Below are 19,121 nucleotides of genomic sequence, written 5' to 3'. Positions count from 1 at the left end.
ACCATGAGTCGTGCAGACGAATATCGCTACCAAATTCAACGGCAACGCAAACAAGAGCTTGATCGACAGCGTGTGCGCGAGACAACGCGTCCCTTCCTTGAGCGCTACCGCAGGGTATTGAATGATGTCATCAGTCAAAGGCTAGATGCCGTAGTTGCGGAAGAGTTTCGTGAGTTGAGTATCGCTCTTGACCGCATGGAGACTTTGATGGACTCCGACCCGTTTGCTGCCAGAGATATGAGCCGTTCCATAGGTGGACGATTTCACGGATTACCACGATTTGCGCGTGAGCAGCGCCGTTACCGTCAAGATGCTGAGCTAGCCGCAACTGAGGCATTCGGCAAAGCGCAGCAAGCTGAGGCCGAACGACAGTTGCAGCTGCGGGCAGAACTTGAGGCAGCATGGCGCGAAGGTTTGATCTGCTGGAGCACACCTGTCGCACTCAACGCCGCGTTTGCCGAATTGCAGCAACTACGGGAGCGACTGCTTGGTAATGCAGCCAATAACATGACTTCGGCGCAGATTTCAGCTGTCATGCGCGAAGTTCGGCAGCGGTATGAAATGGATGCTGAACGCCAGCTGCAGGAAATGAAAAATCTTGTGCAGCGCGAAGCCGTGGCCGATGTACTGACGCTGCAAAGAGAGCAGTTGGAACAGGAAGCGAATAATGGTGGTGGCGAACGCGCTGCCAAGTTGCGCGAGGCATTGGCCCATGCAATAGGACTCGCTCCTGCAGAGCAGGCTGAAGCCTTGAGTCAACTGGTGCAAGAACAAGATGAAGTTGCCGTGGACGAAAGCCAACGCCGCGAAGTCGTGCGGGCGATTTATCAGTCACTGCAACAAGCTGGCTTTGTTGTGGATAGGCCAGAGCATCTCACATCACAAGGGCAAGATGAGGTACTGATTCGCGCCCGTCGACCTGCTGGCGCACAGGCAGATTTTCGCATCAACTTGAGCGGCCATCTCAGCTACAAGTTTCATCAATACAAGGGCAAAACTTGCGAGAAAGATGTCGCACCCGTTATGGCTACACTACAAGATGCTTACGGCATCAGTCTGAGCGACAAGCGCGTGATTTGGGTCAATCCCGACGACCAGGATCAGGATGCTCGCCCTTACCCTAATGTGACACAGGAGAGAAGCAAATGAGTTCAGCTTTGTTGACTTGGCAAGAAGATTTTCACCGCGAATGCGGCATACGGCGCGGTGTGATTTTGCACGGTAATACTGGTGATTTGACATCAGATCCCGAAGCGCCAGGGCAATGGACAGCATTGCCTGCCGCGTTGATTAACCTGCTGCGTCAGCGCGGGTACCAGCACGTGATTTTCTGGAACCGCGTCAATGGCGTTAGTGGCGTTGATGAGAGGACTTGGCGGGAATTGCAAAGCTCAGTTATGCCGCATGCAGTTAGAGAAAGCGCGTCCGAGGGGAGCGCCTATGACATGGGTGAATTACCGCCTACATCGGTGCCGAGCCCCGCATATAGCTGCATTTCGGCAAGCGCGGATGACTTGCTGGCTTTTGCTGCGCAATCGCTGAGACAACCACGTGCCGAAAAGCCAGTCGCATTTGTCTTGGACTGGACGCAATATTTGTTTGGTAGCGTCAACTCCTTGAGTGAGAACGAGCGCGGATGGCTGATGCGTTTGGGACAGGCTACCCGTGATGCCGCTGTGGTTCGCAATGCTGAAAGCATTGGTCAACCACAATCACTACTGGTGTTGCTATGTGGGGGCTTGAATGTGTTGCCACCATCGCTCTACTTGAACAATCCACTATTTAGAGAAATAGCAATCCCCTTGCCGATAAGGCAGGTTCGCGAGTCTGCTGTACTGGGCTTGAAAGAGGTGTTTCGGCTGCAGCCCCCTTTGCAGCAAGGAGGACGTGAGTTGGCTGACTTCGTTGATGGCTTGGAAGGCCAGAGTATCCGCGACATTCACAATCTTGCACGACTTTCACGACAGGAGACTGAAGTCTCAAGTGCCTTGTCTTTGCTCAATCTGTATCGCCACGGCCGCAGACACAGTCCTTGGGAGCAACTGGATCACAAAAAACTCCAGACCATTGTCGAAACCCTGGGAAGGCGCGTCAAAGGTCAAGGGGAAGCCATTGAAGCGGTGCGGCGCATCCTCGTGCGCGCCTTCACGGGACTTTCGGGACTGCAACACTCGTACAGGCAACGCACTCCCAAGGGAGTGTTGTTTTTTGTCGGCCCTACGGGCGTCGGCAAAACTGAACTTGCAAAGTCCATTGCTGAATTCCTCTTTGGCGACGAAGAAGCCTGTCTTCGCTTCGACATGTCAGAGTTTAACCACGAGCATGCCGACCAGAGATTGGTGGGTGCTCCGCCAGGATACGTTGGTTATGAAGCAGGGGGGCAGTTGACCAATGCGGTCAAGCAAAGACCATTTTCATTACTGCTATTCGATGAAATCGAGAAGGCGCACCCTCGTATTCTCGACAAGTTTCTACAAATTCTTGAAGACGGGCGCTTGACGGATGGCAAAGGGGAAACTGTTATGTTTTCAGATACAGTTATCGTATTCACCTCGAATATTGGCGCAGCTGAGGTTAAGCCTGAGAGCCTAGATGTACGCAACGAATTTATCCAAAAAGTGCGGCAACACTTCGTGCATGAGCTAAAACGTCCAGAATTGTTGGGGAGAATAGGGGAGGCCAACATTATCCCGTTCAATTTTATGAGTGATGATAGCTTCTTGATCGACATCGCGCGCGCCAAGCTGGCGCCACTGCGTAAGGGGCTGAGGGATAAATGGGGTATTTCGGATTTGAGATTAGTTAAGGAGAGTGAGATATTAACCTTGCTAGTTAAGGACGTGGATCGCGGAGCGGGCGGGCGCGGCGTCCCTAACGCAATCACTAACAAACTGATTGATCCATTAGCCGCTTTTTTATTTGAACATATGGCCGCTCCTAATCAAATTCGGGGCAAGATAATTGAGGTTCGTATCGCAGGTAGCAAATTGTTACTTGAATTAGAGTGACGCTGTGCATTGGCTTAACTTAGCATCTCGTCTGCCTTGCACAGAAGCCGAAGGGCCGGGACGAAGAGCTGTGTTGTGGGTGCAAGGTTGCAACAAGCGTTGCCGTGGTTGCTGCAACCCAGTGTATCTTCAATTGGTCGAGCGTGAGCTTGTTTCGACGTCATCAGTTCTCGACTGGCTTGCAACTGCGCATCGCACGCATGATCTAGAGGGGGTAACTTTTCTCGGTGGCGAGCCCATGTTACAAGCTCAAGGTTTGGCTGTGGTCGCGCAAGGTGCGCAGACACTGGGACTGTCGGTGATGGTATTTAGCGGATATACAAAAGGTGAACTTGAAGCACTTCAGTTGCCTGGGAGTATCCAGTTACTTCAATATACTGATGTGTTAGTAGATGGTCCGTATGAAGCGAATTTACCTGAACGTGGTCGCCGTTGGGCTGGCTCTACGAATCAACAATTCCATTACTTGACGGCGCGTTACGACTCGCTAATCGAAAATGATGGTAACGTTGAACGTGTGTTTGAAGTTCGTCTGCGGATGGATGGCTCAGTGTTTGTAAATGGATGGCCAGAAAAAATTCTACGATAATCGTAGTAATTTTGGTTGGATTGAACATTAGGCTTGTCACCGAGGAAGGGGCTTCTCAATCAAATTCTGCACTTTATATCTATTAACTTTCAGATCGGTTTCCAGTTACTGCATTTGCCATTAATTGTCCATCACAATAAGCGTGAGGAACGCCAATATGCGTGGCGAAATCCACCCCTAAAATCGGTTCATCCATTGGCACTTTGAGCCCTATATTTTCTATTCGCGAATGCAGAATGTCTTCTACTGCACTACCTACGACGGCCCCACCTCCTGCGTTTGCATCTCTTTTTTCGTGTGACTGCAAGAGCTAAAAGTATTGTCGTGAAATCATAAGCCAATCATCTTTGAATAACTAAACTTTGAAAAATGGTCTGAACCTCATTGCTGTATAATTAACATTTAAGTAAAAATTAACTTCCTTAATGGTGGATCGTTCAAAAAGTTTTGTATGACTGCAATTTTTCAAAATACTTCATCGAGACAAAATCTCGTAATTCGATTAAATGCCATTCAGGCATACGTAGGTCAAAAGTACTTGCCAGCAAATTTTGAAGATGAACTGAACTTAATTAGAGATTTTGATGATCTTGTCAAAATTTCGCACGATACACAATCTTTGTTATGGTGGTTTGTTGGACCAATCTCCTATGAGTTGTTTAAGCCAAATGGAGAAAGGAATAGCAGTATCTTAATAGATGATCATTTGCGAAATACTATTGCAATACTCCCGCCACCTTTTGTAAGCGATTCAGTTCAAGCAAAGAGAGAAATTAAGACTTTGGGATGCGAAGTTTTAGAACGAAAAATTTGCTTTAGCCAATTGTTGGTTTGTTTATTGTACGGTGCTTATCCATGGTTTGATTCATATTATCAAATTTGCAAAGAGCTATCTATTTTTAATAAGGACGCAGTAATTTTAGACATTGAACTACCTGAAAATCTAAGTCCGTCAATGTTAAATAAACAGAAGGACCGGATCAGAAATCAGTTATCACCTGAAATTACGATGAATATCAAAGGTGCTGAGTTTCCAGGAAAATTACGTCCGATACATATACCAGACTCACTTGAAATTGCTCGACATGCTAAAGCCACCCGATTATGAAGTGTTATTGATAACTTTTTCGGTTGGCGAAAATATTAATAACGACATTGCTGACCTGAAAAAGGAACTTAATTCATCAGGAATTGCAACACGCGCACTTGTAATTACTGAATGCGATGAAATTTCACATCCAATCGAAATTGAGCAGATTTTATGTGGCCCTGGAAGTAAATTGCAAAAAATCAAGTCGCAATTACGTATTGATGTTCCATTTATTTGCGTTATAGATTCTGATATGCACCTTGAAATTTCAGCATGTAAAGAACTTATATTGAATGCTTTAAAAGGAATGGATGGTATTACATTTGGATTGATTGAATCAATTTCAGAACCCGGACTCTTGGGAAACTGCATTCAATTAGATAAACGTTGGTCTCACCGGTTTTTGCGGCCAACTTTACATTTCTTGCGAGTGGGCATTACTGTGCCAGGGCAATTTGTGATGTATTCCCCTGAATTGTTGTCATCTATAAATGATAACAGTGACACATTTTTAGATGATTTATATTTTGGATTGAAGTGCCGCCAATTAGGGCTTGGTATTCAAAGGGTGAATAAAATTATCGGCTATGAGAAAGGAAGGAGTGGTTGGGGAAGTTTATTTTTGCAGCGTATCCGTTGGATGAAAGGTTTATTTCGACTAACGAAAGATGCTTGGAAGGCTGATTCTGGATGGTTATATTGCATTATCCATTATTTAGCATATCACGGCATACCAATTATTTACACTTGCTTTATTGTTGTTTTAGTTTTAACGAATCATCTGGAGTCAGCCATTGTTTTAATTGGTATTTTTTTATTATTATTTGCATACATCACAAAATCAATAAATTTAAATATTGTCTTATATTTAATAATATTTCCTATCTTGCACACAGTTGCAACTTTAGCCGCAATCTTTCCTTTTTCCCTTTCAAATTTGAGGAAGCGATAAATGTCGCATGAAACACTAGCAAAAGCACTCATCTTAACTCGTGGCATTCATTTTACTGAACATGCTTTAGAAATGGCAAAAGCAAATGGTGCAAAAGGGCAAAATCTTGTTTACAACGCACCAAAAGGACATCGAATTGAGCAATTTCGCCCGCAAGAATTGTTGTTACGAGGAGAAGATGGGTACCAAACTTGTGTATCAGCGGTTGCAGCTTCAGATCAATCAGCGGTGATTGCAGACGTTGAAAACGGAAAGCTGAAACTAAGTGCAAATGGATGTGAGCATATATTCAAGGGATTATCAGAGACAATTTTTGTACCAGAGCCGAAATACTATTCAAAGTACACATCATCAGGCATCCCATTGACCCGCCTTATAAGCGCATGTGGTGTTGATGAAATGAATATTTGGCCTTGGCACGATTGTGCCATTTCGAAGATGTGTACATTTTGCGGCATCAATAAAATTAATACCAAGAAAGTAGAAAAAAGTATTTTCTTTACTGCAAAAAAAAAGAGAGAAATACCTGCGTTGCAGTTGTGGCAGAATTCACGTGACTTGTATTTCAAAGAAATGAATGAAGCTCTTGAACTTGCGATTAACGACGACTGTTATGCCGAACACTTGCACCTAATTTTAATTAGCGGGAATTTGAAAAATGACGAGCTAGACATGCAAGCGTCAATATATGCTGATATTTCTAAAGTCTTAAACAGTAAATATAGCAAACGATTCACTGAAGGTATTGTCGCCGTAACTGCACCGCCGTCTAGTACTGATGCATTACATTTGATGAAAGATAGTGGTGTAAGTACCGTTGTTTTCAATCTTGAAGCATGGATGCCAGACGTTTTTGCGTCTGAGTGCCCGGGTAAAAATGAGATTGGTCGAGATCACTATTTATTTATGTTACGTAAAGCGGTGGATATTTATGGATGGGGACACTCATGGTGCAACTTAGTTTTAGGTTTAGATTCAATAGAGGATACTCTTCAGGGTTGCGAAGAATTAGCGTCTCAAGGCATCACTCCATCTGCCAACATTCTTCACTTAGATGAAGGCTCACGTTGTAAAAAACAACCACCAACCGCGAAAGAAGCTTTACATTTTTTCCGGAATCTGGGCGACATTTATCTAAAGTATGATCTGCTTCCTTATTACTGCCAATTAGCATTGAGAACGTCTTTATCAAATGAGGCATATGCCGGTCGCATCAAAAAAACAGCATTTTCGGACCCCCTAAATTTGCTACCTTAAATCGTCGAAAATATGGATATTAATAAGTTAAAGGTCGCGATCATCGATAGTGGTATTGATTTGCATAAACTATACAATGGGGATAGACATAATTATTTAGACCAATGGATTGAAGTAGAGTCGTTAACTTATGAAGCCATTGAATTTTGTGATTTGGTAATTATTCCTACCGGGACTGATAATGTTTTACTTCATCCAAAAAAAGAGATATTGAGGAGTTTTTTAAAAAATGGTGGTTGGATATTCTGTTTTGACGGAATATTGCCCTACATAGTAGAAGATGTTTCCTGGGTGCATAGCCCGACCATACATCGACTCCAAGCTTTTAGAGCAACAAAAAATGATTATTCTTTTCTTCTTGATCATGTCGCATTAGAAGAATTGGCTTGCAAAGAAGAAATAAGAGGTTGGTGGTGTGAAGGAGAGCTAAAAGGTTCTGAGCTTATTCCTTTAATTACTGATATGGATAATCGGGTTATAGCTGCGATCAAACCGATGTCAAATGATTCTGGGGCATTAGTTTTAACGGCCGCTGGGAGATTGCCAGCATTTTCAAATAAAGATTCCATCGCACCAAATAGATTTTTTTCAAATTTACTCGCGTATTGCCTTTCTGCGCGGAAAAAAATAGTAAAAAAAATACCATTAAATATATACGTACACTCTGGTAATTGGGCGCAGCGTTCATTTTTAATGTCAGAACAATTTCGAAGCCAGTTTCACGGAGTCCATTGGTCTTGTCTTTGCTCATCCATACTTTCAAACGCTACATCAATCTGGATTCCGTGGGAAAGTAATACACGCGCTTTAAGAAAATTTTGGCCAATAATTGATGGCGCGATCAAAAATGGAACAAATCTAATTATTGAAGATCTGCGCGATAATTGGTTTCCTGGAGTTCAGTGGTACTCACGTCCTGTTGATAGTAGTTGGTGGCGTGAGCAACGGAAGCTTGATATAAAAGTATCGCCTTCATTTAAAGCAACTTTACCCGGCTTAACTCCAAAAGCATGTTGTTGGCACTATCATGGTGTGTTTGATGGCCCAGAAGACGAACTAGTTCTGTTATCAGACCGTGAGGGTAAAAGTATACTTTCCCTTATTGATTCCACAACAAATTGTAAAGGAAAAATTTTCCTTAGTACACTAGACGCAACATTTGAGTTTGGTGCAGGAAAAATCAAAGAAACGGCGGATTATATCTCTGGAATGTTAAAAATAGTGGGGCAAGCAAATTTCCGTTAGCTTTTAGTTTGCAGCACATTTACAAAATAGTTGATAGATACTGAATCTATATATTATGCAAATAAGTGAAAGCAAAAATGAGGGGAGGAAAGTCCGGTGGGGCATTCTTGGAACAGGGAAAATTGCTAGAATTTTCGCTTCAGCTTTGATGGACATTCCGCAAGCACAGTTAGTTGCAGTTGGATCACGCAACAAACTAAATGCAAGTTTATTTGGACGAGCGTTCGGTGTTGATAGTAGCCGCTGCTATTCTTCATATGAAGAATTGGCCCACGACTCTCAAATTGAAGTTATTTATGTTGCGACTCCCCATATATTCCATGCAAAAAATTCTTTAATGTGTTTAAAGGCTGGAAAAAATGTACTTTGTGAAAAACCATTTGCCTTAAATTTGCGTGAGGCTGAGCAAGTCATTAATGTGGCAAAACAAAAACATTTATTTATTATGGAGGCAATGTGGACCCGTTTTCTTCCCGCAATAATAGAAGCAAAAAATATTATTACCAGTGGAACAATTGGAAAAGTACAGCATATTCAATCTGATTTTGGTTTCATTGGTGACACGGCCCCAGAACACCGCCTAAACAACAAAGAGCTTGGTGGTGGTGCTTTGCTTGATATCGGGGTTTATTGTCTTTCAATCTCAACTTTTTTTCTTGGGGCCGTAGATGAAGTGAAGGCCATTTCTAGAATTGGAACCACCAAGGTTGATGAGCAAACTAGTTTCCTGTTAAGACATAAAAACGGGGGAATATCATCAAGCATGTGCAGTATTCGTATTTCAACAAATGGCGGTATGAATATTATTGGTGATTTGGGTGTTTTAAGTATTCCATTTCGATTCTATCGAGCCGATAAATTTACACTATCACTAAACAATGGAAATTCAATATCTCAAGAGTATCCCTATCAAGGTGATGGTTATATACATGAAGCCATAGAAGTTATGCGATGTATATATAATAAAAAAATTGAAAGTCCAACCATGCCGCATGCCGAAATGCTAGAGCAAATTGAAGTCCTAGACGCAATTCGAAAGCAAATAGGCTTGAGTTATTCGTGTGATAGCTAATTTCCCAATAACAGCTGGTAGTGAGGTTCTCTCTATATATCGTGTTCAAAGAGATAATATTTCACGACAAAGTACCAGTAACCCTCATAATACTTGCTCGAGAAATGCCATAAATACGAGAAAGGGCGCTAATCGATGTACCTTGTTTATGTAGGTTGATTATTTGTTCACGTTGCTCATCATTTGTTTTTGTTGGGCGACCAAGTGTTTTACCCTCTGCCTTAGCACGTGCCAGTCCCGCCTGGGTACGCTCAACTAATAAGTCTCGCTCCATTTCAGCAACGGCAGCCAGCATATTCAGCATTAATTTTCCGGCAGGGGAGGCCAGGTCTAGTTTTCCAAGCTGTAGAACGATCACTTCAATTTTGCGATTCGCAAGTGCTTTGATCGTTGCACCGACGTCCTGGGCATCGCGACCAAGGCGATCAAGCTTAGAAACGATTAAGGTTTCGCCATCACGAATTTGTCCGAGCATTTTGCTGAACTGCGGTCTTTGGCTTGCTGGCACCTTACCACTGACCCCTTCGTCTGCAAACCAATAGTCTATGCGGTAGCCTTGAGCCTCGATTTCGCATTTCTGGTTCTCAGTTGTTTGATCTTTGGTGCTAACACGCCCGTACGCAAAAGTTGCCATCATTTTCCCCGGTTATTTCCAAAAAGTTGAACTTCACTGTTCAATAAGGTGTTAAATACATATGGACATGTTCATATGTATTTTTCATATATTTTGAACATTGTACTATGGAATTTGTTGGGATGTTCAAAAATGGTGGTTTGTGAACGATTGATTCAATTAATCTTCGCACGAGGATGTGCGGCAAATGAGGTCTGCATCTTCGAAACTTAATACTTTAGATCCGAATTAGCGAAATGCGGGCAAACCAAAAACTAACATTGGATGGTGATCATAGAAATGGATGACGGCGGTTTTGCGTACATTCAGTCTTTCTTGTGGAAGTGGGCAAAAGGAGGGGATTTTTCTGTATTAATAGTCTTGCCACAATTTTCTAAAACCAATAGTGCATTAAAAGCATCACGTGTAAAATAGACAATATGCAAGCATTCACCGCCTTGTTCATAAAAAGAGGGACTCCCTATGATGAACCAAGCTATACAGCCAGACCCTAATCGCAAACCAACGCATCCCGGCGCAATCTTGCGCGAAGTGGTGCTGCCTGAACTGAAGATATCTCAGGCAGCCTTGGCAGAAAAATTGAATTTAAGCCCACGTATGTTTGCCAACATTATTCATGAACGACGTAGTATTAACGCTGAAGTTGCCATTTCACTTGAAACGCATTGCGGAAGCACCGCTGAGCAATGGCTGCGTATGCAGATGGTGCATGATCTTTGGAATGCTCGTCGTGCCAGTCAATTGTAAGGAAATTTGTTGCTGGTGATGATTTGGCTTATCAAAAAAAATGAGCAATAAGCTGTGGAGAGTATTCTGAGCGACGCCAGATTCAGGTTACGTACCTGTTGTATGCAATGCGCACTTCCCCTGGTTTAGTCGGCATCAGTATTTTTACGTGCTGATTTGAAAGTGACCGGCTCTGAATGGTGAAGGTGTAATATTCACCATTCAGAATTAAAAATATCAATGCAGTTTTACGCTAATTTGTCCGTGCTGTCAGACTTGAGGAAGGACTGCGGAGACCACAGAGCGACGTAGAACCGCTTTGCTAAGGTCTACTCCGCGTTGCTTAAATGCGGTTTGCCATGATCCATCATCAATCTCTGACGGCTTTACTTCTCCCTCTGCAGGAAAATTTTGTTTTTCACGAACAATGATATGAGATTGATGTTTAACTGGGATATATTCGACCCAGTTAACCCGAACATCATGATAGTGACCATCTCCACCATACACTGAGACCACAGCTGTTCTATTAATTCCTTTAAAACCGGAGGCTGTAACCTGAACTGTTTGCGTGTTATCTGCTTCAACCTTAGAACGTGTTTTTAACAAGCTTCTTGTAATGCATTCGGGGTGTTGAAATACTGCTTCACCAAAGTGATTAGCGATAGTTTCATGCTCCCAAAAACACGAATGACTCGAATTGACACCTTTGTAGATATCGTTGTGGGAGCGATGTTGTTGGTAGAGCGGAATTGCCAACAAAGGTGCGATGCCGAAGAAGAACGATTTGAAAAAATGATTATGATAATCGTTGAAAAATCTCCGTGCATAAGCCAATTCGTAGCTATAAAATTTTTCAGGTTGCGCACTAATATCAGTCGACACCATATGTGCTGGCTCAACTAAATTAATCATGCGTCTTTTTTCAAATTCGAAATCATCCCCGTAGCCGACTTCTTTGTCTTTTAGTAATTTATGCATTTCCTGCTGTGCAAGCGGGGTAAATAATAGTCGGAACTGAACTTCATGATCGCGATCAGTTGCTCCAAACATCGCGTCGAATTCGCGATTGGCCATGACAGTGAATCCACCACCATTTTCAATGTTGCGAGATTTATTTTCGAGCTTTTTAACAGCGCGGTCTTTTTTCCAGTTTGCGATCCACCCGTCACCTAAGGTCGAGAGGTTAGATGGTTGTCGACTGAAAGAAAGGTCTGGTGCAGCTTCATTACCATAAATAATAAATGAGCGATGACCATATTCAGGAAATGGCTTCTCGACCGAAGCATTCAAGGTTTGGTGACGTGTAACGGTAGTCCATCTTCCGCTTGAATCCCGTTGACGTTCAGTCCAACTGATCTGGCGCGATCCATGATAGGTTTTTGTCCCCATCGAATGCTCTAGCGTTTGGGCAAGTATAAATGGATTGCCATTAATCACTCCACTATGAGAAAAAACGATGGAGCGCCCTTGATTGAATTGATCATTCCAGCCAAAGCTGTTGCGAAGCTCATCCAAACGCCCATTGGAGAAATAGGGATCGAGGTTAATGCGCGGAACGGTTTTTTCCAATAGTTTTGCCAAGATGTCCCATTTGTAGAGGCGATTAAGCGGTGCCATCTGCTGCCATGCTTCTTCACGTTTTGCATCCCGTTGCTGTTCCAGATTTTTTAGGCGTGCATTAACGTCGGCAATTAATTTGTTGAGTTTGTAGATGGCAGCACCAAATAGGCCCGCTGGCACAATCATCCACATCAATGAGTAATTGTTTGCATAGACATAGAGCAAGGAAAAGGCGAGTGCAGCGATAGTGCAAACCCGCAAAATCCCCCACCACTTGCTCGCCGAGCTTTCACTTGAGACTCCCGTTTCAAGTTCGCGAAGTTGCTTAACAGTTACAATGTTGGCGTTTTCGTCAACACCTGATTGACGCACCAGATCTTCGAACAACTCAGATGTGTTTCTTGCGTGAGCTTCTTTGAAGTGTGTTTTATAGAGCTCAAGTGGCTCGTGGACGTCCTCGATCAAAAGAATTTACTCCTTGCTGCGGCTTTGGTCTCGGCGGATGCGGTGAATGGGATTCGTGTTGTATAAGCTGCGCGGGCAGCAACGATTTGCTTTGTTGGCCAAGCAAAAATATCTTGATTCCACATAGCGACCGTATCGTTATACAGCGTACGGGCAGCGGTAATTTCTTTTTGAAGGTAGCTGTTTTGGCGCATGGCATCGGCGATTACCGCCTGTGACTTAAGGTCAGGATAGGACTCAACCGCAACATGGATACGGGAAAAAATGCCATCAAGTTGCTGTGATGCCTCATTGCGCTGGGCGTCTGAACCTAGGTTGTGACCGCTACGATAAGCTGTGACTGTTTTCATCACATCTGTGTCGAGATCAATCGATTTTTTCACCAGACCAACCACGTTTTCCAGGATAACTACACGTTGCTCTAGGTAATTATCGATTTGAGAAGCATCTGCTTGGATCTTTTGCTGAAGGGCTCGCAAATAAGATAGTGCTTTGACTTTCATGAACTGAAAAATCGCACCTGGCAATACACCGCCAACAATCATTTTTATTGCTTCTTCTTTTGGGAGTACCCCGGCGAGCAGGAAAAGGATTCCTAAAGCCGGAATGACCGTCCATAGTGCAATCTCAAAAAGAAGCGAGCCAGTACCCACAGTAACTGGTATTTGCTTGTTAATAACATTGATATCGCGGCCATTTGCATCAACGGGGCCAGTTACTTCATCCAATTCATTTGACATTATTTAACCTTTTAGTTTGAAATCGGGCATTCTCCCATAATATTAAAATGTAGACAATAAAACGAACTTCAAATGTTATGTGATGAAGTGGTGTGATGTGCAACGTTGCGTTCTGGCTTCGCTAATAATGGACGCTGCGCAAGGAAATGCCTGATTACAGTTTGCGTACCTTTAGCCCATTTTTTCTCACTGCATCCCGCTGATTTAGCGCAAACCCGCTTGCCAGCTATAGGTTTTATATTATTGATCATGTAACATCTGTCATTTATAGAACTGGCGCAAGATGCTATCTGCCAATCAAACTGGCTCCGGGTGGCCTTGAGTTGCTTCTTCTCTGATTTAAAGTGGGCTTGACGACAACAGATGCCTGTAACTCGGCTATAAACCCTTGCGCTTTGTGTTCCACTTTCCGCTTCAACAGTTTTTAACTTCGTACATCATGACGCAAACTCCAAACAACCTCGCCGCCGACTCATGGGCTATCGCTGATCTGCTGCGTGGCGATTTTAAACAAAGCCAATATGGTCGCATCATCCTGCCGTTCTGTTTGTTACGCCGTTTAGAGTGTGTGCTGGAAGCGAGCAAGGAAGCGGTACTGGCTGAACACCAAAAAGTGCAGGCGATGAATCTGCCTGAAGAGGCGCAAGAGAAACTCATTTTGCGCTCGACGGGTGGATTGAGCTTCTTTAATACCTCCAAAATGGATTTGTCTAAGCTTGGTGAGAGCGGTATCAAGGCAAATCTTGAAAGCTACATCCAAAGCTTCTCCAAAGATGCGCGTGAAATCTTTGAATACTTCAATTTCGCCGAATTCATCGGTCAATTGAATGACGCTAATTTGCTCTACAAAGTCGTGCAGAAAGTACGCACCATTGATCTCAGCCCAAAAACTGTATCGAATCACGATATGGGTTTGGTCTTTGAAGAACTGATCCGGCGCTTTGCTGAGGGCTCCAATGAAACAGCAGGTGAGCACTTTACGCCACGCGACATCGTCCGGCTGACGACATCATTAGTCTTCATGGAAGACGATGAGGCGCTGACTAAGCCTGGCATTATCCGCACCATCTACGATCCTACCGCAGGGACAGGCGGTTTCTTGTCTGCCGGTATGGAGTATGTGCACGAACTCAACCCCAATGCAGTCATGCGTGCCTATGGCCAGGAATTGAACCCGGAAAGCTACGCCATCTGTAAAGCCGACATGTTGATCAAAGGCCAGGAGGTTAGCAACATCAAGCTGGGCAATACGCTGTCTAACGATCAGCTCTATGCCACGCCGTTCGATTACATGCTCTCCAACCCACCGTTTGGTGTTGATTGGAAAAAAATCGAAGACGACATCGTCAAAGAACATAATGAAAAAGGCTATGACGGCCGCTTTGGCGCTGGTTTGCCACGTGTTTCGGATGGCTCCCTGTTATTCCTGCTGCATTTGATTAGCAAGCTGCGCGACAGCAAAGACGGTGGTGGCCGCATCGGTATTATTCTTAATGGCTCGCCCTTATTTACCGGTGGCGCTGGTAGCGGTGAATCAGAAATCCGGCGCTATATTTTAGAAGCCGATTTACTCGAAGCCATCGTCGCCTTACCGACAGACATGTTCTACAACACCGGCATCGCCACCTATGTCTGGATCTTGTCGAACAAAAAAGCGACCGAACGCAAAGGCGTGGTACAACTTATCAATGGCAGCAACCTCTGCGGCAAGATGCGCAAATCCTTGGGTAGCAAGCGCAATGAGATGAGCGAAGACGATATCCGCACCATTACGCAATGCTTTGGTCGCTTTGAAGTCGTTGACGCACGCGAACTGGAGAAACCCACCGAAGCCAAAAGCAATCGCGGTCGCCAATCGGCTAATCCCAAGACAGAAGCCGCAAAAACCTTCGCCGCCAAAATCTTTAAAACCCATGAATTCGGCTACCGCCGCATCACCATAGAACGTCCGTTGCGTCAGTCTTACCAGTTCAGCGATGAGCGTATCGCCGCTTTGCGTTTTGAATCCGGCGCATTGAACAGCGTCATGCAATGGGCTTACTCAGAATTCGCCCATCTGCCCGCCGCACTGTGGAGCGATGCAGCGGATTGCCCGCATTACGGCGACCTCAGCAGCCATGAAGAAGCGATCCGCCGCTATATCAAAACCCATTTTGCTGATCTCAAAGAAAAGCAAATCAAGGACTTGCTGAATCGTGATACCTGGACCAGCACCAAAGCCACCATGCGCAAGGCGCTGGCGCTGCAGGTGCAAATAGGCAGCGCGCAGTTTGACGATATGAATCAATATGATGATGCCATCGCTGGCGCAGCCAAAGCCGCAGGCATCAGTCTGGATGCTAAAGACAAAAAAGCCATCGAATCCGCCGTCAGCTGGAAAAACCCGGCGGCTCAGCCGGTCATCAAAAAAATCCATAAAACCAAAGCCGACCCAATCTACGGCTTGTTTAACGTCGATGGCAAAACCATAGAATACAAAGCCGATAGTGACTTGCGCGATTTTGAAAACGTCGCGCTCGACCCAAGCCGCAGCGTGAACGAAGTCAACGAAGCCTACTTCAACAAAGAAGTGCAACCGCACGTACCAGATGCCTGGATCGATGCCAGCAAGAAGGACGATAAAGATCAGCAAATCGGCATCGTCGGCTATGAAATTCCGTTCAACCGCCATTTCTACCAATACCTGCCACCGCGTGACCTGGCAGAGATCGATGCTGATCTGGATGCCGTGAGCGCAGAAATCATGAAGCTGTTGCAAGAGGTGCATTCATGAGTAATTTAGTTGCCGCAACACCTATAGGCTGTCGTTCCCGCGAAGGCGGGAATCCAGCACAACACCACGTGCAAAGCACGCAAGCTAAAGCCAGTGCTGCGCAAGGTGAACAAACTGGATTCCCGCCAGAAGGACGCGGGAATGACACCAGTGCCGGAGGTAAAGTATGAAAGCCCCCGCAGTCTACATTCTCGCCAGCGAACGCAACGGCACCTTGTATATTGGTGTGACCTCCGATTTAATACAACGCATTTGGCAACATCGTGAAGGGGGGGGGGAGGGCTTCACACAACAATATGCTGTGAAGACCTTAGTCTGGTACGAACAACACGAGACTATGGAGAGTGCAATCACCCGTGAAAAAGCGCTCAAAAAATGGAATCGTGAGTGGAAGTTGCGACTGATAGAAGAACGTAATCCAGATTGGGATGACTTATGGTTTGAAATTACTGGACAAATTCAAAAGATTCGTCATTCCCGCGAAGGCGGGAATCCAGCACAACACCACGTGCAAAGCACGCAAGCTAAAGCTAGTGCTGCGCAAGGTGAACAAACTGGATTCCCGCCAGAAGCACGCGGGAATGACGGTTATCCGGGGAGCAGTCAATGAGCCAAAATCTTAGCGTAAGTGCATCTAAACCCGACTTCTCCGAAGTCGTCCACCTGATCGCCGCAGCACGCCAACACGCGTATCAAGCTGTCAATACCACCCTGATTGACTTGTACTGGCAAGTAGGTGCCTATATCAGCAATAAGATCAAAGCAGCAGAATGGGGCGATGGCGTGGTAGACGCACTGGCAAAGCACCTGGCGACCACGCAGCCTAACCTCAAAGGCTTTACCCGTGCCAATCTGTTTCGTATGCGGCAGTTTTACGAGACGTATCAGGATGACAAAATTGTCGCGCCACTGGTGAGACAATTACCGTGGACACACAATCTGATCATCTTGAGCCAAAGTAAGCGCCCTGAAGAACGTGAGTTTTACCTACGCATGGCAGTCCAAGAACGCTGGAGCAAACGTGAGCTGGAGCGACAATTCAATACCGCCTTGTTTGCACGGGTGGTGTTGAATCCAATAAAAGTCTCACCAGCGGTGACACAATTACACCCAGAAGCCCTCAAGGTCTTCAAAGACAGCTACATCGTTGATTTTTTAAGCCTGTCAGAACAGCACAGCGAGGCCGATCTGCACCAAGGCTTGCTCGCCAAGCTTAAGCACTTCTTGCTCGAACTAGGACGCGACTTTTGCTTTGTCGGTAGCGAATACGCTATCCAAGTCGGCAAACAAGACTTTGCCCTCGATCTCTTATTCTTCCATCGCGGCTTAAACGCGCTGGTCGCGATAGAACTCAAAGTGGATAAATTCCAACCCGAACACTTAGGCAAACTCAACTTCTACCTCGAAGCGCTGGACCGCGACCACAAAAAGCCACATGAAAACCCTGCCATTGGCGTGTTGCTGTGCGCCAGCAAAGACGATGAAGTGGTCGAATATGCCTTAAGCCGCAGCCTGTCTCCCGCCATGATTGCCGAATACCAAACCCAGCTACCCGATAAAAAACTGCTGCAAGCCAAGCTGCATGAGTTTTATATGTTGAATCTGGCGCAGGAGGGGGATCTATGAGTCGGTATAAGGCTTATCTTGAATATAAGGATTCAGGGGTTACTTGGATGGGAAGAGTGCCAGCATGCTGGCAACCAATACGGATGAAACACGTTTTCTTTGAAAAAAAGAAGACATCAAATCCGGAATTAGATGCCGGTTCGATTAGCTTTGGACGAGTGATATATAAAAATAGTGAAAACTTAGCCCCAGAAACAAAAGCGGCATACCAGGAAGTACTGGCAGGAGAGTTTCTCGTAAATCCGTTGAATTTAAATTTCGATCTTCTTAGTTTGCGAACCGCACTTTCAGATATTGATGTTGTAGTGAGCACTGGATATATCGTATTAAATTCTGATGTGGCCTATGACAAAAAATATCTAAAGTGGTTGCTGCAACAGTTCGACGTTTCTCACATGAAAACACTTGGTGCCGGCGTTCGACAAACAATCAACTACACCGATATAGCATGTTGTTACTTTCTTTCACCGAGCTATTTAGAACAACAAAAAATCGCCAACTTCCTCGACCACGAAACCGCCAAGATCGATACCCTGATTGCGAAGCAGCAAGAGTTGATCAAGCTGCTGAAAGAAAAACGGCAGGCGGTGATTAGTCATGCCGTCACCAAAGGCCTCAACCCCAACGCCCCCATGCGCGACTCCGGCGTAGAGTGGCTGGGCGAAGTGCCTGCGCATTGGCGTCTGTGTAAGTTCAATCACTGCGCATCCATTCGAAATGGACAAGTTGATCCCTCTGTACTTCCCTATCGAAACTACACGCTCATTGCACCAAATCATATTGAGAGTGGGACTGGAAGGCTCATAGAACTGGAGACAGCGGAAGCTCAAGGCGCGGATAGTGGAAAGTATCTGTGCACGTCTGGAGAAATCATTTATTCAAAAATTCGACCGGCATTAGCAAAAGTCTGTGTTTCACCAAATGATGAAACGATTTGTAGCGCTGATATGTATCCAATTCGTGCGGAAAACGGACTTACAAACGAGTTTCTCTTTTTTTCATTGTTGTCCAATTGGTTCACGAGCTTTGCAATTCTAGAGTCGGATCGTGTGGCGATGCCAAAGATAAACCGAGAGAAGCTTTCTGAGATCAAGATAGCATTTCCCGAGGTAGCAGAGCAACTTATGATTTGCAGTGAAATTCGTCGGAAAACATCAGTAATTGACGAATTATTGGGGCGAACAGAAAGTAGCATTTCGTACGCTTATGAACGCCGCACAGCCCTAATCTCCGCCGCCGTCACCGGAAAAATCGACGTACGCGATTGGCAGCCGCCTTTGTCAGAGGCACAAGCCGCATGAGCAGCACAAGCGCCCGCACCGTCATTCCCGCGTGCTTTTGGCGGGAATCCAGTGAAGTGAATTTATGCGCAGCGTCCTAT

General features: G+C 45.0%; 17 protein-coding genes. 14 read left to right on the top strand and 3 right to left on the bottom strand.

What is annotated here, in order from left to right:
* The first annotated feature begins 3 nt into the window (after positions 1 to 3).
* From H8K43_RS02830 to H8K43_RS02795, 8 genes are all read left to right on the top strand, one after another.
* Entirely contained in the window at positions 4 to 1,149 is a 1,146-nt protein-coding gene (locus H8K43_RS02830) for a coiled-coil domain-containing protein (RefSeq protein ID WP_186902450.1), read from the top strand.
* A complete protein-coding gene (locus tag H8K43_RS02825) occupies positions 1,146 to 3,008 on the top strand; it encodes an AAA family ATPase (RefSeq protein WP_186902449.1) in 1,863 nt (620 codons plus the stop codon). The genes H8K43_RS02830 and H8K43_RS02825 overlap by 4 nt, the downstream gene beginning before the upstream one ends.
* A 4-nt stretch (positions 3,009 to 3,012) precedes the next feature.
* Positions 3,013 to 3,597, top strand: a complete 585-nt coding sequence (locus H8K43_RS02820) for a 4Fe-4S single cluster domain-containing protein (protein WP_186902448.1) — start codon at positions 3,013 to 3,015, stop codon at positions 3,595 to 3,597.
* A 451-nt stretch (positions 3,598 to 4,048) separates the two neighbouring features.
* The gene (locus H8K43_RS02815) at positions 4,049 to 4,705 is read left to right on the top strand and encodes a hypothetical protein (RefSeq protein ID WP_186902447.1); all 657 of its coding nucleotides are present in this window, start codon (positions 4,049 to 4,051) and stop codon (positions 4,703 to 4,705) included.
* On the top strand, positions 4,683 to 5,639 hold the full coding sequence (locus H8K43_RS02810; RefSeq protein WP_222610932.1) for a glycosyltransferase family 2 protein: 957 nt from the start codon (positions 4,683 to 4,685) through the stop codon (positions 5,637 to 5,639). The genes H8K43_RS02815 and H8K43_RS02810 overlap by 23 nt, the downstream gene beginning before the upstream one ends.
* Positions 5,640 to 6,896: a radical SAM protein gene (locus tag H8K43_RS02805; protein ID WP_186902445.1), complete on the top strand. Its 1,257-nt coding sequence runs from the start codon at positions 5,640 to 5,642 to the stop codon at positions 6,894 to 6,896.
* Positions 6,897 to 6,908: 12 nt separating this feature from the next.
* The gene (locus H8K43_RS02800) at positions 6,909 to 8,141 is read left to right on the top strand and encodes a hypothetical protein (protein ID WP_186902444.1); all 1,233 of its coding nucleotides are present in this window, start codon (positions 6,909 to 6,911) and stop codon (positions 8,139 to 8,141) included.
* 55 nt (positions 8,142 to 8,196) lie between these two features.
* Entirely contained in the window at positions 8,197 to 9,213 is a 1,017-nt protein-coding gene (locus H8K43_RS02795) for a Gfo/Idh/MocA family protein (RefSeq protein WP_186902443.1), read from the top strand.
* Positions 9,214 to 9,274: 61 nt separating this feature from the next.
* Here H8K43_RS02795 and H8K43_RS02790 read toward each other — a convergent pair whose 3' ends face one another.
* Complete coding sequence (locus H8K43_RS02790; RefSeq protein WP_222610931.1) at positions 9,275 to 9,850, bottom strand: recombinase family protein; 576 nt, start codon at positions 9,848 to 9,850, stop codon at positions 9,275 to 9,277.
* Positions 9,851 to 10,309: 459 nt separating this feature from the next.
* Between H8K43_RS02790 and H8K43_RS02785 the strand changes: the two genes are divergently transcribed.
* Positions 10,310 to 10,594 carry a HigA family addiction module antitoxin gene (locus tag H8K43_RS02785; RefSeq protein ID WP_186902442.1) on the top strand — a complete coding sequence of 95 codons (285 nt, stop codon included), beginning with the start codon at positions 10,310 to 10,312 and terminating at the stop codon, positions 10,592 to 10,594.
* 249 nt (positions 10,595 to 10,843) lie between these two features.
* Here H8K43_RS02785 and H8K43_RS02780 read toward each other — a convergent pair whose 3' ends face one another.
* Positions 10,844 to 12,601 (bottom strand): MAG1210 family protein, encoded by a 1,758-nt coding sequence (locus tag H8K43_RS02780; protein ID WP_186902441.1) that lies wholly within the window; start codon positions 12,599 to 12,601, stop codon positions 10,844 to 10,846.
* On the bottom strand, positions 12,598 to 13,341 hold the full coding sequence (locus tag H8K43_RS02775; protein ID WP_162018757.1) for a LemA family protein: 744 nt from the start codon (positions 13,339 to 13,341) through the stop codon (positions 12,598 to 12,600). Before H8K43_RS02775 ends, H8K43_RS02780 begins: the two co-directional genes overlap by 4 nt.
* 439 nt (positions 13,342 to 13,780) lie before the next feature.
* Here H8K43_RS02775 and H8K43_RS02770 point away from each other — a divergent pair, with 439 nt between their 5' ends.
* Genes H8K43_RS02770 through H8K43_RS02750 form a run of 5 tightly spaced genes read left to right on the top strand, consistent with a single transcriptional unit; the run spans position 13,781 to position 19,041 of the window.
* Positions 13,781 to 16,114 carry a type I restriction-modification system subunit M gene (locus tag H8K43_RS02770; protein WP_186902440.1) on the top strand — a complete coding sequence of 778 codons (2,334 nt, stop codon included), beginning with the start codon at positions 13,781 to 13,783 and terminating at the stop codon, positions 16,112 to 16,114.
* Positions 16,111 to 16,284, top strand: a complete 174-nt coding sequence (locus H8K43_RS02765) for a hypothetical protein (protein WP_186902439.1) — start codon at positions 16,111 to 16,113, stop codon at positions 16,282 to 16,284. The genes H8K43_RS02770 and H8K43_RS02765 overlap by 4 nt, the downstream gene beginning before the upstream one ends.
* On the top strand, positions 16,281 to 16,724 hold the full coding sequence (locus H8K43_RS02760; RefSeq protein ID WP_186902438.1) for a GIY-YIG nuclease family protein: 444 nt from the start codon (positions 16,281 to 16,283) through the stop codon (positions 16,722 to 16,724). The genes H8K43_RS02765 and H8K43_RS02760 overlap by 4 nt, the downstream gene beginning before the upstream one ends.
* Entirely contained in the window at positions 16,721 to 17,740 is a 1,020-nt protein-coding gene (locus tag H8K43_RS02755) for a PDDEXK nuclease domain-containing protein (RefSeq protein WP_186902437.1), read from the top strand. Before H8K43_RS02760 ends, H8K43_RS02755 begins: the two co-directional genes overlap by 4 nt.
* Positions 17,737 to 19,041: a restriction endonuclease subunit S gene (locus H8K43_RS02750; RefSeq protein ID WP_186902436.1), complete on the top strand. Its 1,305-nt coding sequence runs from the start codon at positions 17,737 to 17,739 to the stop codon at positions 19,039 to 19,041. Before H8K43_RS02755 ends, H8K43_RS02750 begins: the two co-directional genes overlap by 4 nt.
* The last annotated feature ends 80 nt before the right edge of the window (positions 19,042 to 19,121 follow it).

The sequence above is a fragment of the Cognatundibacterium curvum genome, from assembly GCF_014284235.1.
GTDB lineage: Bacteria > Pseudomonadota > Gammaproteobacteria > Burkholderiales > Burkholderiaceae_D > Undibacterium > Undibacterium curvum.
This window is presented reverse-complemented; position numbering and strand designations above follow the sequence as displayed.

Bases quoted from the DNA above. Each gene is read 5' to 3' on its own strand.
- H8K43_RS02830 (WP_186902450.1), top strand. From the start codon at position 4: ATGAGTCGTGCAGACGAATATCGCTACCAAATTCAACGGCAACGCAAA.
- H8K43_RS02825 (WP_186902449.1), top strand. From the start codon at position 1,146: ATGAGTTCAGCTTTGTTGACTTGGCAAGAAGATTTTCACCGCGAATGC.
- H8K43_RS02815 (WP_186902447.1), top strand. From the start codon at position 4,049: ATGACTGCAATTTTTCAAAATACTTCATCGAGACAAAATCTCGTAATT.
- H8K43_RS02810 (WP_222610932.1), top strand. From the start codon at position 4,683: ATGCTAAAGCCACCCGATTATGAAGTGTTATTGATAACTTTTTCGGTT.
- H8K43_RS02805 (WP_186902445.1), top strand. From the start codon at position 5,640: ATGTCGCATGAAACACTAGCAAAAGCACTCATCTTAACTCGTGGCATT.
- H8K43_RS02800 (WP_186902444.1), top strand. From the start codon at position 6,909: ATGGATATTAATAAGTTAAAGGTCGCGATCATCGATAGTGGTATTGAT.
- H8K43_RS02795 (WP_186902443.1), top strand. From the start codon at position 8,197: ATGCAAATAAGTGAAAGCAAAAATGAGGGGAGGAAAGTCCGGTGGGGC.
- H8K43_RS02790 (WP_222610931.1), bottom strand. From the start codon at position 9,850: ATGATGGCAACTTTTGCGTACGGGCGTGTTAGCACCAAAGATCAAACA.
- H8K43_RS02785 (WP_186902442.1), top strand. From the start codon at position 10,310: ATGATGAACCAAGCTATACAGCCAGACCCTAATCGCAAACCAACGCAT.
- H8K43_RS02775 (WP_162018757.1), bottom strand. From the start codon at position 13,341: ATGTCAAATGAATTGGATGAAGTAACTGGCCCCGTTGATGCAAATGGC.
- H8K43_RS02770 (WP_186902440.1), top strand. From the start codon at position 13,781: ATGACGCAAACTCCAAACAACCTCGCCGCCGACTCATGGGCTATCGCT.
- H8K43_RS02765 (WP_186902439.1), top strand. From the start codon at position 16,111: ATGAGTAATTTAGTTGCCGCAACACCTATAGGCTGTCGTTCCCGCGAA.
- H8K43_RS02760 (WP_186902438.1), top strand. From the start codon at position 16,281: ATGAAAGCCCCCGCAGTCTACATTCTCGCCAGCGAACGCAACGGCACC.
- H8K43_RS02755 (WP_186902437.1), top strand. From the start codon at position 16,721: ATGAGCCAAAATCTTAGCGTAAGTGCATCTAAACCCGACTTCTCCGAA.
- H8K43_RS02750 (WP_186902436.1), top strand. From the start codon at position 17,737: ATGAGTCGGTATAAGGCTTATCTTGAATATAAGGATTCAGGGGTTACT.